The sequence below is a fragment of the Alkalibacterium sp. MB6 genome, from assembly GCF_009935905.1.
GTDB lineage: Bacteria > Bacillota > Bacilli > Lactobacillales > Carnobacteriaceae_A > Alkalibacterium.
On the sequence record NZ_PREX01000011.1, the window covers coordinates 44,173 to 59,875 of the forward strand.

Consider the following 15,703-nt stretch of genomic DNA (forward strand, 5'->3'; position numbering starts at 1 on the left):
CTTTCTTTATCGTCTAACATAAAGTGTTCGGTCATGACCGCTAAAATCCTTTCTAATCTCTACCTGTGCTTTCGGAAAAGCTTCTTCATATAGTCCTTTAATCGCTTGACCTTGCTTATATCCAAGCTCCATAATAATTAGCCCTGTCTGAGACAGTATATCAGGGATTGTGTGAGCTAACTGCTTATAAAAGAATAGCCCTTCATCCTTTGCAAACAACGCTTCATGAGGTTCAAAAGCCAATACAGAATCATCCATAGCTTGTAACTCCTCACTACCTATATAAGGAGGGTTAGACAAAATCAAATCAAAAGGTCCTGTGACTTGCTTAGTCATATCACTAATAATAAAGGTTACGTCCGCTTCCATTTCTTCCGCATTTTTTATAGCCATGTTCAACGTGTTTGGGGAAATATCAACTGCAGTAACTTTATCTTGAGGTCTTTCCAATTTATGACTAATGGCTAATACCCCACTGCCTGTCCCAATGTCCAATACATTAAGTGCTCTGTTGGGCAACGTTTTAATGTAATGATCGAACCATTCTTCTGTTTCTGGTCGAGGAATAAGGGTATCTTGAGAGACATGGAATCGTCTCCCATAGAACCATTCATGACCAACAATATATTGTACCGGTTTACCTTCCACTGCCTCGAGTATATCTTTTATAAATTGTTCTTTTTCATCGGTACGCATGACGTGTCTTTGTTTTTGAACAAGATCAGTTAAACTAAAATCGAACCGTTCTTTCAACAACCATTCTGCTAAATGCGCTTCTTTTCCATTCTTTTTTAAAAAAAGGGAAGCCCTCGTGAGGGCCTCCCCATATGTTAGTGCAGAAGAAAGATCTTTAATACTCATTTTGAAGCTGCTCCATTTTTCTAGATTGCTCCCAAAGCATTAACGCATCGATAAATTCATCTAGCTTGCCAGATAAAATTTGATCTAGTTTTTGAATAGTTAAGTTGATGCGGTGATCAGTCACTCGACTTTGTGGGAAATTATAGGTACGAATACGTTCAGAACGATCGCCTGTTCCTACTGCTGATTTTCTTTCTGCATCCACTTCTGCCTGAGCTTCTTGTGTGATTTTATCATATACTCTTGAACGTAATATTTTCATCGCTTTTTCTCTGTTTTTCAATTGAGAGCGTTCATCCTGCATCGCAACCACAATTCCAGTCGGCTCATGAGTTAATCTGACAGCAGAAGCCGTTTTGTTAACGTGCTGCCCTCCAGCTCCACTGGCATGGTAGATATCAACACGAATGTCATTTTCATCAATATCCACTTCAACATCTTCAGCTTCAGGCATAACAACAACTGTAGCGGTAGACGTATGAATACGGCCTTGAGATTCTGTCTGAGGTACACGCTGGACGCGGTGCGCTCCATTTTCGAATTTTAATTTTGAATACACATTTGTTCCTGTAATCATAAGGGTGATTTCTTTATAGCCACCAAGACCATTTGAGTTAGCAGCCAATACTTCTGTTTTCCAACCTTGACTATCCGCATAGCGCTGATACATTTCAAATAAGTCGGCAGCAAACAACTGAGCTTCATCTCCACCCGCTGCTCCTCTTATTTCCATAATAATATTGCGCTCATCGTTTTCATCTTTTGGAAGCAATAGCACTTTTAATGCCTCTTCCATTTCTGCAATTTCTGCTTGCAAGGAGGCACGTTCCTCTTTTGCCATGTCTTCCATGTCTTTATCAAGCGATTCGTTTAACATCTCTTCTGTATCTTGCAGTTCTGATTTTACTTCTTTATATCGTCGGTAAGTGGCTACAGTCTCTCTTAAACTAGCCTCTTCTTTACTTAAATTCATTAAACGGTCAGTGTTACTGATGACATCTGGGTCACTCAACAATTCGTTTAACTCATCATAACGTCCCTCAACTTGTTCCAATCGATCTAACATGTTACTCATAAAACAGTCGCTCCTTTCAACTAGCTCCGTTCTCACTCTTACAATTTACCTCATGTGTTCCTTAAAGATGCTATCTAATCAGTAGTGACTATTGGCGGATTGTGATAATGCTTTCTACACACAGGGTAATACGATTCATTCCCACCAATCACGATTTGCTCTCCTGTATAAACTGGTTTTCCATCGTGCGTGCGCATATTCATAATTGCTTTTTTATGACAAAACCAACAAATCGTTTTCATTTCCTCTATTTTATCTGCCAACGCAAGTAGTCGCTCTGAACCTTCAAACAAATTATTCATAAAGTCATTTTTTAAGCCAAAAGCCATAACTGGAATAGATAATTCATCTACAATCTCAGCCAATTGGTTAACGTGCTCTCTTTTCAAAAACTGGGCTTCATCGATTAAGACACATGCAAGTGGTTTATTAAGTGCTTTAACCGATTCGAAAATGTTCATATCGTTTGTTACAGGAATAGCTTCCCTTTTTAAGCCAATTCTACTTGAGATTACTCCTACTTCTTCTCGATTATCCAATGCGCTTGTGAAGAGTATGACTGGTTTGTCCTGTTCTTCATAATTGTGTGCTACTTTTAATATCTCAATTGATTTTCCGCTATTCATTGCTCCATATCGAAAAAACAGTTGTGCCATGTTAAACTCCCACTCTCTTTATATATATATACTCCGTGTCATCTATGACCCATATCCTAATAAATTATAAGTTAATAAGAAGAAAAGCACAAGCATTCATTCATATCTACTGGTATTTCTCTCCTGCTGCATGACAGTGTATCCAACTTTATTTAGAACGAGTGACTAAATGTTATCTAGTATTCCTATCTTATGTTACACTGAAGAAAAATATATGAGGTGTTAGTATGTCAGAACCTTTATTTTTAAATGGAGTATTTAAAGAGAAAATATGGGGCGGTCAGCAGCTCCACGACTTGTTTGGTTATGATATTCCCAGCGACCGTACAGGAGAATTGTGGGCCATTTCTGCCCACTCTAATGGACAAAGTGTTGTAGCTAATGGAACGTACAAGGGAAAAACGTTAGGTGATCTATGGGATAATCACAAAGAGTTATTTGGTCATCCAACTGAAGCTGTCTTTCCTTTATTAATCAAAATTATCGATGCTCAACATGATTTGTCTGTTCAAGTTCATCCAGACGATACTTATGCACTGGAGCATGAAGGTGAGTTAGGAAAAACTGAATGCTGGTATATCATTGACGCAAAAAAAGATGCAGAAATTATTTATGGTCATCACGCTAACAGCCAAAAAGAACTGGAAGACGCTATCGAACAAGGTGACTGGGACAATCTATTAAAAAGAGTAAAAGTCCGACCAGGAGACTTCTTTTATGTGCCTAGTGGTACCATACATGCCATTGGCAGTGGCGTCATGATTTTAGAAACCCAACAATCCAGTGATACCACTTACCGAGTATACGATTATGATCGACTCCAAGATAACGGCGAGCCACGGGATTTGCACCTGGAACAATCGATAGCCGTCACAACGATTCCTCACGTAGAACCCAGTTTAAGTATGGATAAAACAAAAAACAATCATCTTGAGCGCACACACTTAGTTTCTAACGACTTCTTTTCGGTTGAAGAATGGCGTGTGACAGGTAAAGCAGACTTTACTCCTGACGCCCCATATTCATTGGTTAGTGTTCTAGATGGTGAAGGCAACTTAACGATTGATGCCCAATCTTACTCTTGTCGAAAAGGCGACCATTTTATCTTACCCGCAACAGTAAGAGAGTGGACATTAGATGGGAATCTTCACATTATTGCTTCAACTCCTGGACAAAAAAGTGAGTAGTCTTTACTATTTATGGTTTTCTGCTACTTGAAGTCGACTATAGTTAGATAGTTACGATAAAATAAAAATTAACAAACACCCTCTCCACATTAACAATGTAGAAAGGGTGCTTGTTTGTTATCCAACAGCCAGTTGTTCGTCTGGACTTTGGAATTGTGAATTATATAAGTCTGCATAGAAGCCGTCTTTTTCCATTAAGTCCTCATGGTTACCTGTTTCAATTACATCTCCATTGTTCATCACAATAATCTTATCCGCATCACGAATAGTGGAGAGTCTGTGGGCAACAACGAAGCTCGTACGGTTTTCAAGTAGCTTAGTCATCGCTTCCTGTATAAGAATCTCTGTACGTGTATCAACAGATGAAGTCGCTTCATCTAAGATTAATATTTCAGGGTCAGCCAAAAAGGCCCGTGCGATAGTAATTAGCTGCCTTTGCCCTTGAGATATATTGGTTCCTTCTTCATTCAACACTGTGTTGTAACCGTCCGGAAGTCGACGAACAAATTCGTCAACGTGAGCAGCTTTAGCCGCTTCTAAAATCCTCTCAGGACTTGGTTCACCATTTTGAATACCATATGCTAAGTTATCCCATATCGTACCATTAAACAGCCACGTATCTTGTAGTACCATTGAGAATCTACTACGCAATTTTGCACGATCAATATCTCTTGTATCGATCCCTTCGTATCGAATACTTCCACCATCAACATCGTAGAAACGCTCCAACAAGTTAATTAAAGTGGATTTACCCGCTCCGGTCGGTCCGACTACAGCTATCATTTCGCCTTCTTTAACCGTTAAGTTAAAGTCAGTCATTAATAACGGCTCATCCTCACTGTACCCGAACTGAACATGCTCAAATTCAACTTTGTAAGGTGAATTCGGTTTAGGATCCAAACCAGACTCAGTGTTTTCCATCTCTTCTTCATCAAGCAACTCAAATATTCGCTCACAAGCCGCGATAGTGACTTGAATCGTATTAGAGAGGTTCGCCACTTGTCTAACCGGTTGAGAGAACTGGTTAACATACTGAATAAAGGCCTGAACGTTACCTAATGTAACAGTCCCGTTAGCTACACTAATTCCGCCAACGATAGCAACTCCGAAGTAACCAAGGTCTCTTGAAAAGCTCACTAATGGCATCATGATACCTGATAGAAATTGAGCTTTCATTGACGCATCGTTTAATCGTTCACTTTGTTCTTCAAATGCCTTAATCTCATCTTCTTCTCTGTTATATGTCTTCACTATCGTATGACCAGAGAAGGTTTCTTCTACCTTATCATTAAGAAAGCCTAACTCTCTTTGTTGAGCAGCAAACTGTTTTTGTGATTTAGGTGCAACAATAGCAATCAATACAAAACTAATCGGCACGGTCACAATAGTTACAAGAGTTAATTGGATATCAATGGATATCATAACAGCTAACACTGTAACAAATTGCACGACGCTTATAATAAATTGAGACAATGATTGCTGCAAAGTATTTGCGATTTGGTCCATATCGTTAATTGCTCGAGACATGATATCACCATTTGAGTGAGTATCATAGTAGCGAATAGGCAAGCGTGACATTTTGTTTTTCAAGTCTTTTCTCATGTCATAAACTGTTTTTTGGGCAATTCTAGCCGTAATAAAAGACTGGAAATATTGAAAAACAGACTGAGTCATGTATACAACGAATACCGTAATTAATATCGTTCTAATTAAATCGAAATCAATTGGGTAGGTGTTGACCACTTGTCCAGCTTCTCTAAGGGCATTTCCCTCTTGTATACCGCGGTAAATTTCCGTAGTTGCCTCACCTAAGATTCTTGGTGCCTGGGTGGCCAAGACGGTAGACACAATAACTAAGACCAACGTAATCACTAATCCCCAGAAACGAGTGGACATATATTTGACCAAGCGTATCAATGTGCCCCAGAAATCTTTCGCTTTCCGAGCTTTCATATGAGCTGGACTTTTCCCCTGGTTTTTCATTAAATATCCTCTCCTTTCATTTGAGAGTCCATGATTTCTTGGTACACTACATTCGATTCTTTTAGTTCGTTGTGCGTCCCTTTACCAACAATTTGCCCCTTATCCAACACAATTATTTGATCAGCATCTAAAACCGTACTGATTCGCTGGGCAATGATAACGACCGCAACATCTTTTGTTTCAGGTTTCAAAGCTTCTCTTAATCGAGCATCTGTTTTGAAATCGAGCGCGGAGAAGGAATCATCAAATACGAGAATATCGGCATCCGTTACCAAAGCTCGAGCGATGCTTAGACGCTGACGTTGACCACCAGAGAAGTTACCTCCTCCATGTTCGACTCTTGAATCCAGCCCATCCGGCAGGTCTGACACGAAATCTTTTCCTTGAGCCACTTCTAGGGCATGCCAAATCTCTTCATCCGTTGCTTCTTCTTTTCCGTAACGCATGTTGTCACGTATCGTTCCACTAAATAGAACAGCTTTTTGAGGAGCAAAACCAATAATTTGGCGTAAGTCACCTTGTTTCACATCTCTAATATCAATGCCATTAACTTTTATGGAGCCTGCTTCTATATCATATAAGCGGGGAATGAGATTCGACAGAGTTGACTTCCCTGAACCAGTTCCGCCAATGACAGCCAAACGTTCTCCCTTTCGTAAGGTAAAGCTAATATCTTCCAGTGCTAATTTTTCAGCACCAGGGTAGCGGTAATTTACTCCTTCAAATGATAGTGATACTTCTTTCGTATCGTCTAATTTAATAGGTTTTTCAGGATCCACAATAATATTAGCTGTATCAAGAACTTCCAATATACGGAAAGCTGCTACTTGACCTCTTGGTAAGAAGAAAAGAACCATAGAAACCATCATCACTCCAATCAAAATCTGACTGGCGTAAGTCATAAAGGCAACTAAATTGCCTACTTGCATGTCTCCGACACTAATTAATTGAGCTCCAAACCAAGTAATCATAATATTCGTAATACTTGCTACAAATACCATAGATGGCATCATAAAGGACATTCTCGTGAATGCTTTGATAGAAGTAGCTGCAAAGTCCCAGTTCGCTTCATCAAAACGTTCTTTTTCATACTCATCTTTATTAAAGGCTCTAATGACTCGAATCCCAGTCAAGCCTTCTCGAAAGACTTTGTTTAGTCTATCTGTTTTTTTTTGCATCGATTTAAAAATCGGACTAGTTAATCTGAGAATAATATATAACAAAACGAATAAAAGCGGCATGGTAATGAGAAAGACAAAAGCCAGTTGAGGTTCACGCGTAAAGGCCATAATGCCGGCACCTATCATTAAGAACGGAGCTAAAACCATTGTACGTAGAACCATCATCATGACGAATTGTATTTGCATGACATCGTTCGTCGTTCGAGTAATCAAAGTAGATGTCCCGAACCGATCTAATTCCTCATTCGTAAAATAAGTAACCATGCTATAAATTCTTTGGCGAATCTTATGCCCGAGTCCTTGAGATTCTTTGGCAGAAAAATACACGTTTAAAATTGCAGAGCCAATGGTTAATAGAGTAAACAACAGCATGATAATGCCGCTTCTAACAATATAATCAATATCTCCTTGGGCTACACCATAGTCTATGATATTTGCTGTGATGGTTGGCATAGCTAACATGCCAACAGTCTGTACCGCTAAAAACAACAAACTTAAAAAGATGCGCCATGGATTCATCCATTTTCCTAATCTAATCATTCTTAATCCTCTTCTTTCTGTGAGACTGCAACACCATAAGTGATCCATTCTAACCGTTTAACAAATAGTTGCTGAGTCTCTTCTATCGAGAGCTCTTTCCAGAACCCTTCCATAATTGTATCGTTTAAAACACTTAACAAGTACCTAACAATGGATACCAATTCTTCTTCAGTATTTATCTTCAAACTATCGCGTTTGATGACGTCGACAATTCGTTTTCCTTCAGGCATGACTTTACCTTTTGCTTTATCAAAATCAAGTCGTGCTTCTTGATTAATTTGATAATTCATATGCAAGTACATGTTTTCAAAAAAACCAAATTTTGGAGATTGGCGAATGTATAAAATATACTTTTCACCAAAGTTTTTATACCCTTTGAAAAAGTCTCCTTCTTCTTTTACAAAGCTGTCATACATTAACTTACGATAGTTGTATCGAAACTTACCGATTAAATAAAAATATAAATCTTTTTTATCCTCGAAGTACTGATAAAAGCTTCCTCGGGATATAGTTGCATTTTTTACAATATTAGAAATCGATGCATCATTGAGTGATTTTGTTGAAAATTCCTTCATCGCTCCTGCAATCAGTCGTTTTTTCTTTTCTTCTGATAAATTAAAAAAGGTTTGCGTTGGCACTCGTTTTCCTCCTTATGCCTAAAAATTAAAACATGACACGCTGTCACATTAGGTTATTATAAGTGACAACGTGTCACATAGCAAGTGAATTTTCCGTGAAAAAAGCATCTTCTTAACCCCACCTTAAATTCGGTGAGTATTAAAAAGATGCCAATTATTCCTCTGTTTTAATAATAGCCTCTTCTGGATTTATTGGTGGTTCCTCGGGTTCGTAGAGACCCGTGCGTTTACTATACCATTGAAAGAACATGGTGAAAATGATTTTGATGATGGCGTATCCAGGTATACCGAATATGACTCCAAATACCCCAAACAATCTACCTCCGATTAACAACAAGAAGATAATAATGGTTGGATGTATCTTCAAAGTATTCCCTATTACTTGAGGAGAGATCACTCGACTTTCTAAAATTTGTAAAATACTAAAAACAATGAGCAGTTTAAGTAACATTAAGGGTGAGTGGACAATGGCTATAATCACAGCTGGAATAGCTGCAAGAAACGACCCTAAATAAGGAATTAAGTTTAAAAAGCCTGCAAAAATACTGAGTGTCAATGCGAAGTCCAGTCCTATAATAGAATACCCGATCCAAAACATAATACTCACTGATATGGCAACGATCAACTGTCCTCTAACGTAATAACTGACCTGTTGATTAATTTCTCCAAATAACTTGTTAATGGTTGGCCTAGCTTTTGTAGGAATATATTTGGAAAATATGTTTGGTATGTGGCGACCGTCTTTTAATAGATAATAGAGAATAAAAGGCATAGTAATCAGCGTGATAAAAACTTGAGTAACCGTTCCTATAAAACTACCGATGCCTCCCACAGTTGCATTCACTACAGTCGTAGCTTGATTAGTCATTGTTTCCAATATGTTTGTTTCTCTAATCTGATCCATAAAGTCTGTAAAAATTGCCGTATCTAAAAAGGTGTCTAATTGCGCAATAAGACTATTCCAGTAAGACGGCCAGTTAGTAATGAGCGTTTCTAGTTGCTCCCTTATAATGGGAATTATATAATTCACTCCACCAATGACTAGCAAAATGATTAAACTAAAAACAAAGGCTATTGCGGTGATTCTCGAGAAGCGTTTAGTGACTAACCAGTCAACCACTGGATTTAGTAAGTAGTAAAAGATAATTGAAAAAATAAGCGGGGGTCCCACGATAGTTAATATTATTCCCAGAGGTCTAAATATAAAAGAAATCCGTGTCAGCATATAAATGTTTAAAAACACTAAAAAGGTGACCAATAACACAGACACAGCTCTATTATTAATGACTCTTCGCCAAAGCCAAGTTCTATTCCACTGAGATAAGCCAAACTGATTTTTATCTCCATCCAACCTTATCACCTTCCTTCAAACAACTACTTTTATTTTATCATACTGTTCACCTCTATAGTAAAATAAAGCCTTTATGGTGACCACACTTATTTAACTCGCTTGTCTATGCTGACTGTTTCCTTTCCACCTCCTTCTTCTATCTGATATACTGGAAGATGTACAAATGACGAAGGAGGAAATGATATGACACAGACTATACTTTTAGGCACCTATACAAAAAAGGACAGTAAAGGCATATATAGTATTCAATTAGATACTCAAAAGAAATCCTTGGATTTACTGAAAGAAGAAGCCCACATCGGTAACCCTACTTACCTGGATGGCACTGATGATCTAAGTCTACTCTTTTCAGTAGCTAAAACGGAAGACAAAGGTGGTATAGCGTCTTTTAGAAAAGGGGAACTGGGTAACTACCTTGCCATGGACACATTTATGGAAGAAGGTGCGCCACCTTGTTATGTTGCTTATGATTCGGATAGAGAACTGGTTTATACGGCTAATTACCACACTGGAGAAGTCGCTGTTTTCTCTACAAACTCAGAAGGGGAATTGACTTTAGTCGATAAAGTGAAACACTCCGGCAGTTCTGTACACGACAATCAAAAAGGTCCTCATGCTCATTATTTTGACCTTACACCAGATAAAGACTTTCTAGTCGCCTGTGATTTAGGTACGGATGAAGTTATTACCTATTCTTTAACAATGGATCATAAATTACAACCCGTCGCTTCTGTAAAGATGCCCGCTGGTACGGGTCCTAGACATATCGTCTTCCATCCTCAAAAACCTTACGCTTACGTCATGGGGGAATTGAGTAGTGAGGTAGTGGTACTCTCTTACGACAAAGACGAGGGTCGTTTTGATTCTATTCAGACAATAACGTCCATCCCTGAAGACCATACTGGCTTTAATGGTGCCGCCGCTATTCGAATGTCTTCTGACGGCAAATTCCTTTATGCTTCAAATCGTGGACATGATTCTCTTGTTGTTTATGCAATCAAAGAGAATGGCACCTTAGAGTTAGTGGAGTATGTTCCTACTGAAGGTAAAACGCCTCGCGATTTCAACTTAGATCCTTCTGAACAATTTATTGTTGTCGCCCATCAAGATACCGATAATCTCACCCTATTTGAACGTAATAAAGCAGACGGCACGTTAACCATGCTTCAAAAAGATGTGTACGCGCCAGAAGTTATCTGCGTTACATTTAAAAAATAATAGTAAACTGATTTAGCTAGTCCCTATCACATTCAAGACAAGGAGTTAATATGTATCATTTTAGTACAGACGATTTATCTCTAAAACAACAATACAAGTTTTTAACAGGGAGTGTGATTCCTCGCCCTATCGCTTGGATCACTTCTTTGAATGAAGACTCAGACACTGTCAATGCTGCTCCTTTCAGTTTTTTCAGTGTTGTTTCTAATCAGATTCCTTTGCTTTCCGTTTCCATTTTACGAACTGCCGGTAAGCAAAAGGATTCGGCAGTGAATATATTGAAAAACAAAGAAGCTGTGATTCATATCGTCAGTAGTTCAGTAATTGAAGAGATGAATGCTACTTCTGCACCCATGCCTTCTGACGAAAGCGAATTGGACAGAACAGACTTGTCCTTAGTTGACAGCAAAAGTATCTCCGTTCCTGGAATTAAAGAAGCTCTCATTCGATTTGAGACCACTTTGTATCAACACGTGCCTGTGGAAGATGAAAAAGGTGAAATCATTACTGACTTATTCCTTCTTAAGGTTACCGATTATTATTTTGATGAGTCAGTATTCGATAAGGATAAAGACTATATCCTACCTGAACAACTGGACCCAGTCGCCCGCTTGGCCGGTATCGAATATGCCTCAATCGGAAAGGTATTCTCAATGATTCGACCAGATAAATAGAAAAAACACGCTATAAAAGCAGGTTGATCCCCTGCTTTCGTAGCGTGTTTTTGGTTATCCTTACTTAGATGAAACTGTTCCAATTGGTGCGCCTCTGTCCATCTCACCAGTGCTGGTTAGATCGTAATCGCCTACTTGATCCATGTTAGTGAATACAATGATGACAGTATTTTCTTTGCCTGCAGCTTTCAAGCCGGCCAAATCAACAGTCGAAAGCTTCGTGCTTGGGGACACCGTATCTCCTTCTTTAACTACGGTATTGAATGGTCCACCTTCAAGTTCTACAGTATCGATACCAATGTGAACCAACACTTCAACTCCATTGTCCATCTCTAAACCGACTGCATGCTGAGTAGGAAAGACACTGACTACCTTACCTGAAACTGGTGAATAAATATCCCCATCGTTAGGAACAACTCCAAATCCATCACCCATCATTTTTTGTGAAAAGACAGGATCATCTACTTCTTCTATCGGAATGACCTTTCCGTTAACCGGGTTTGACAACTCTGCTTTCGAGTTTCCAGCTTCTTTTCCTTTGCCTTTCAAAAAATCAAATACACCCATTTTTTTCGCCCGCTTTCTTTTTTTTATACTCGTATTATACAATAGTTTATAGGTTTAACCTACTATTAATACTATCATACCTTGTCTTATTCATTAAGCGAAACGATTAGACACATTTTTCCACTAAATATCATAGCATTTTTTGACAATATTCGTTATGATAAAAAGGCTGTTAAATTGTTCATTAAGGAGTGTTTTATGTGGTTATTGAAATAATTAAATCGATTATATTAGGAATTGTACAAGGGATTACCGAATGGCTACCTATTAGTAGTACCGGTCACATGATTTTAGTTGATGAATTTTTAATCCTCAATACGAGCGCTGACTTCAAGGAAATGTTTTTCGTTGTTATCCAGTTGGCTTCTATATTAGCTGTCATCTTGCTTTATTTCAGAAAATTAAATCCTTTTGATTCACAAAAAAATGAGATTCAAAAGAAAGAGACATGGCATATCTGGTTTAAAGTAGTCGTTGGGGTTATACCAGCCGGTGTTATTGGTTTGCTGTTTGAAGATGTCATCAATGAACATTTTTATAATTGGTGGACAGTCGCTATTGCGTTAATTGTATATGGTATTGCCTTCATTATTATTGAAAAACGTAACGAAGGAAAGATTCCTACTGTTGCCACTTTCGAGCAGTTGTCTTATAAAACGGCATTGATTATCGGGATGTTTCAAGTCCTTGCCTTAATACCTGGTACGTCTAGGTCTGGTGCAACCATCGTCGGAGCAATAATGATTGGAATCGCTCGTCCAGTTGCTGCAGAGTATTCTTTTTTCCTATCCATACCTGTTATGCTTGGCGCTAGTCTATTAAAATTAGTCGGTTTCGGCTTTACGTTTACTTCAGCAGAATTAGCTATTTTAATTGCCGGCTGCTTATTTTCTTTCCTCGTTTCTATAGTTGCAATTAAGTTCTTAATGAGTTATATCCGTCGCAATGATTTTAGTTCCTTTGGTTGGTATCGAATTGTTGTTGGTTTGATCGTTATTGGCTACTTTGGGTTGATTGCTTAAACTAGTTTAAGGCCGTGAGAAAAAATAAAAAACGTGCTTTTTCTATCTGTGAAAAACAGATAAGAAGAAGCACGTTTTTTGGTTTAAGCTAAGGGTTCATCTAAAATAGTTACAGCGAAACCATTTGAGCTGTGTTGTTTGACTTTCCAAATATCATCAGCATAACGCTTAATAGTATAATCTGCAGAAAATGGTGCAGATGCAGCAATATTGAGTAAGGACTTACGTAACCATTCCGGTTGATTTCTATATAATGTATCAATATCTTCTTGAGCTGTTACATAAGATTCGAAATCCTTTAAAACAAAATACTCATCATTGTACTGAACCAATGAATCGAACAAGGCATGCCCTTCACCCTGTAAACCTGGTACAGTGCCATCTGTTAAGGCGTTGAGTACAGCATGAATCTTATCTTGACCTTCATAAAGAGCTCTTGCATTATAGTCTTGTCGACCTTTTAATTCATAAACCTCTTTACTCGTTAAACCAAATACAAATAGATTTTCTTCGCCTACAAAGTCTTTTATTTCTACGTTTGCTCCATCAAGAGTAGCTAAAGTCAATGCACCATTTGCCATTAACTTCATGTTACTCGTACCTGAGGCTTCCATACTGGCCAGTGAAATTTGTTCACTCACATCAGCAGCAGGAATAATTTTTTCAGCTAATGATACGCCGTAGTTTTCAAAGAAAACAACTTTCAAAAGATCCCCAATATCTGGATCATTATTTACAAGATCTGCTATAGAATTAATCACTTTTATAATTTGCTTAGCATAGGTGTAACTTGGGGCCGCTTTTGCGCCAAAGATAAAGACACGTGGAACATAATCAGCCTTAGGATTGCGTTTAATCTCCAAATAACGATGCAAAATGTGTAAGACATTTAAGTGTTGACGCTTATAGGCATGCAGGCGTTTAATTTGAACATCGAAAATAGCTTCTGGATTAACTTTAACGTTTTTAACCTTTTCAATATAATCAGCCAATTCCTTCTTGTTTTTCAACTTGATAGCAGCCAGTTGCTCTAGTGTTTCTTTATCCCGCTCAAAGCCTTTGAACACTTTTAATTCAGAAGGGTTGCGTTTCCACTGTTCACCAATTTTGTTGTCTAATAACTTAGTTAAACCTGGGTTAGCTAAGTGAATCCAGCGTCGCTGAGTAATTCCATTTGTTTTGTTATTAAATCTTTCCGGATAGATTTCAAAGAAATCTTTTAGCACATCTTCCATTAAAATTTCTGTATGCAACTTGGCAACACCATTGACACTATGACTTCCGATAACCGCCAAATGGGCCATATTTACAACACCGTTTTGCAGTATAGCTGTCTGCCAAGTGATCCGCTCACCATAAAGGGGCAGCATTTGTTCAACAAAGCGTCTGTTAATTTCTTCAATAATCATATAAATTCTTGGAAGTAATGATTTCATCATGTCAACCGGCCATTTTTCCAATGCTTCTCTTAAAATGGTGTGGTTAGTGTAACTACAGGTTTTATGGGTAATTTCCCATGCTTGTTCCCAACTTAAATGTTCATCATCCATTAACAATCTCATTAATTCAGGTATAACCAGTGCGGGATGAGTATCGTTTATATGAATGGCTACTTTATCTGGTAGGTTCTTTCTAGGGACATTATATTTTCTAAAGTGACGTAGAATAGACTGCACTCCAGCTGATACCATGAAATATTCCTGTTTCAATCGAAGCAGTTGCCCTTCGTAGTTAGAATCATCGGGATACAGGACTTGAGTAATTTCACTGATTGGTTCTCTTGATTCAAGTGTAGGGTACTGATCTTCTTCCTCTACCGGAATTTCGGCAGACCATAAACGCAAGTTATTAATTGTATTGTTTTGGTACCCGACCATTGGAGTATCATAAGGGACAGCTAATACATTTAATGTATCCTCATATTTCGTTTCCATATAGCCTTGCTGATTCTTTTCGAGCCAGACATTTCCTCCAAAACGAACCGTACAGGTCGATTTGGTATTTCTTGTTTCCCATATGTTGCGGTTTCTCAGCCAATTTTCTGGCACTTCGACCTGATAGCCATCGACAAATTTCTGTCTGAAGAGGCCGTAGCGATAGCGAATGCCATTACCATTTCCAGGTATACTTAAGGATGCTAATGAATCCATGAAGCACGATGCTAACCTTCCTAATCCTCCGTTACCCAAAGCCGGATCAACTTCGGCTTCTTCAATAGTATCTAAAGATAAACCAAGTTCATCTAGCCCTTCTTTAACGACATCAAGCAAGCCTAAATTATACGTATTATTTCTTAGTTGTCTTCCTGGCAAGAATTCCATTGAGAAATAATAAACTTGTTTAGCACTGTTATCAAGGTAACGTTCTCTCGTATCTTTCCAATAAGTCGACAAGTGATTTTTTATAAATTGAGCTAGGGCTGAGTAGTGTTGTTCGTCTGTGCCTTCCTCAACGGGATAGGCATAGAGTGATTGAAATTGTTTTTTGTACTGTTCTATAAATTCGTTTACTGTTAAATCCATATATTAATAACCTCCATCTTCCTTGGCAAAGTATACATCACAGATAGTTTTAAATAAAGGTGCGCACCTCTTCATCAACGACCACTACTCCTCCTTTTTTATAAAAACAAGGTAAGTTTATCTTAAAAAACAGTTAAACCCTTAATTATTTACTATAAAGGCCGTTTGACAATTATATGACTAAATGAATTCCCAACACAAATAAACCGAGAGAGATGAGACTTTCGC

General features: G+C 38.2%; 13 protein-coding genes. 4 read left to right on the forward strand and 9 right to left on the reverse strand.

Annotated elements, in window-relative coordinates; genetic code table 11:
- Nucleotides 1–6 precede the first annotated feature (6 nt).
- From prmC to C3945_RS05815, 3 genes are all read right to left on the reverse strand, one after another.
- Nucleotides 7–861: a peptide chain release factor N(5)-glutamine methyltransferase gene (prmC, locus tag C3945_RS05805; protein ID WP_161878753.1), complete on the reverse strand. Its 855-nt coding sequence runs from the start codon at nt 859–861 to the stop codon at nt 7–9.
- Nucleotides 851–1,927 carry a peptide chain release factor 1 gene (gene prfA / locus C3945_RS05810; protein ID WP_161878782.1) on the reverse strand — a complete coding sequence of 359 codons (1,077 nt, stop codon included), beginning with the start codon at nt 1,925–1,927 and terminating at the stop codon, nt 851–853. Before prfA ends, prmC begins: the two co-directional genes overlap by 11 nt.
- Before the next feature lie 83 nt (nt 1,928–2,010).
- Nucleotides 2,011–2,592, reverse strand: a complete 582-nt coding sequence (locus C3945_RS05815; protein ID WP_161878754.1) for a thymidine kinase — start codon at nt 2,590–2,592, stop codon at nt 2,011–2,013.
- A 227-nt stretch (nt 2,593–2,819) separates the two neighbouring features.
- On the opposite strand from C3945_RS05815, the gene manA reads away from it, so the two are divergent.
- Nucleotides 2,820–3,779, forward strand: a complete 960-nt coding sequence (gene manA, locus C3945_RS05820) for a mannose-6-phosphate isomerase, class I (RefSeq protein WP_161878755.1) — start codon at nt 2,820–2,822, stop codon at nt 3,777–3,779.
- Nucleotides 3,780–3,896: 117 nt separating this feature from the next.
- Here manA and C3945_RS05825 read toward each other — a convergent pair whose 3' ends face one another.
- The 4 genes from C3945_RS05825 to C3945_RS05840 form a co-directional block, all read right to left on the reverse strand.
- Nucleotides 3,897–5,762 (reverse strand): ABC transporter ATP-binding protein, encoded by a 1,866-nt coding sequence (locus tag C3945_RS05825; RefSeq protein WP_161878756.1) that lies wholly within the window; start codon nt 5,760–5,762, stop codon nt 3,897–3,899.
- Complete coding sequence (locus C3945_RS05830; RefSeq protein WP_161878757.1) at nt 5,762–7,483, reverse strand: ABC transporter ATP-binding protein; 1,722 nt, start codon at nt 7,481–7,483, stop codon at nt 5,762–5,764. Before C3945_RS05830 ends, C3945_RS05825 begins: the two co-directional genes overlap by 1 nt.
- A gap of 2 nt (nt 7,484–7,485) precedes the next feature.
- Entirely contained in the window at nt 7,486–8,121 is a 636-nt protein-coding gene (locus C3945_RS05835; RefSeq protein ID WP_161878758.1) for a TetR/AcrR family transcriptional regulator, read from the reverse strand.
- 154 nt (nt 8,122–8,275) lie between these two features.
- Entirely contained in the window at nt 8,276–9,472 is a 1,197-nt protein-coding gene (locus C3945_RS05840; RefSeq protein ID WP_161878759.1) for an AI-2E family transporter, read from the reverse strand.
- Nucleotides 9,473–9,655: 183 nt separating this feature from the next.
- Here C3945_RS05840 and C3945_RS05845 point away from each other — a divergent pair, with 183 nt between their 5' ends.
- Nucleotides 9,656–10,690 (forward strand): lactonase family protein, encoded by a 1,035-nt coding sequence (locus tag C3945_RS05845; protein ID WP_161878760.1) that lies wholly within the window; start codon nt 9,656–9,658, stop codon nt 10,688–10,690.
- 50 nt (nt 10,691–10,740) lie between these two features.
- Nucleotides 10,741–11,364: a flavin reductase family protein gene (locus tag C3945_RS05850; protein WP_161878761.1), complete on the forward strand. Its 624-nt coding sequence runs from the start codon at nt 10,741–10,743 to the stop codon at nt 11,362–11,364.
- A 60-nt stretch (nt 11,365–11,424) separates the two neighbouring features.
- On the opposite strand, the gene C3945_RS05855 is transcribed toward C3945_RS05850, so the two are convergent.
- Complete coding sequence (locus tag C3945_RS05855; protein WP_161878762.1) at nt 11,425–11,931, reverse strand: PTS sugar transporter subunit IIA; 507 nt, start codon at nt 11,929–11,931, stop codon at nt 11,425–11,427.
- Between the two features lie 200 nt (nt 11,932–12,131).
- On the opposite strand from C3945_RS05855, the gene C3945_RS05860 reads away from it, so the two are divergent.
- Nucleotides 12,132–12,953 carry an undecaprenyl-diphosphate phosphatase gene (locus tag C3945_RS05860; RefSeq protein WP_161878763.1) on the forward strand — a complete coding sequence of 274 codons (822 nt, stop codon included), beginning with the start codon at nt 12,132–12,134 and terminating at the stop codon, nt 12,951–12,953.
- An 83-nt stretch (nt 12,954–13,036) separates the two neighbouring features.
- On the opposite strand, the gene C3945_RS05865 is transcribed toward C3945_RS05860, so the two are convergent.
- Entirely contained in the window at nt 13,037–15,475 is a 2,439-nt protein-coding gene (locus C3945_RS05865) for a glycogen/starch/alpha-glucan phosphorylase (RefSeq protein ID WP_161878764.1), read from the reverse strand.
- Between the last annotated feature and the right edge of the window lie 228 nt (nt 15,476–15,703).

Bases quoted from the DNA above. Each gene is read 5' to 3' on its own strand.
- C3945_RS05855 (WP_161878762.1), bottom strand. From the start codon at position 11,931: ATGGGTGTATTTGATTTTTTGAAAGGCAAAGGAAAAGAAGCTGGAAAC.
- C3945_RS05830 (WP_161878757.1), bottom strand. From the start codon at position 7,483: ATGATTAGATTAGGAAAATGGATGAATCCATGGCGCATCTTTTTAAGT.
- C3945_RS05815 (WP_161878754.1), bottom strand. From the start codon at position 2,592: ATGGCACAACTGTTTTTTCGATATGGAGCAATGAATAGCGGAAAATCA.
- C3945_RS05850 (WP_161878761.1), top strand. From the start codon at position 10,741: ATGTATCATTTTAGTACAGACGATTTATCTCTAAAACAACAATACAAG.
- prfA (WP_161878782.1), bottom strand. From the start codon at position 1,927: ATGTTAGATCGATTGGAACAAGTTGAGGGACGTTATGATGAGTTAAAC.
- manA (WP_161878755.1), top strand. From the start codon at position 2,820: ATGTCAGAACCTTTATTTTTAAATGGAGTATTTAAAGAGAAAATATGG.
- C3945_RS05845 (WP_161878760.1), top strand. From the start codon at position 9,656: ATGACACAGACTATACTTTTAGGCACCTATACAAAAAAGGACAGTAAA.
- C3945_RS05865 (WP_161878764.1), bottom strand. From the start codon at position 15,475: ATGGATTTAACAGTAAACGAATTTATAGAACAGTACAAAAAACAATTT.
- C3945_RS05825 (WP_161878756.1), bottom strand. From the start codon at position 5,762: ATGAAAAACCAGGGGAAAAGTCCAGCTCATATGAAAGCTCGGAAAGCG.
- prmC (WP_161878753.1), bottom strand. From the start codon at position 861: ATGAGTATTAAAGATCTTTCTTCTGCACTAACATATGGGGAGGCCCTC.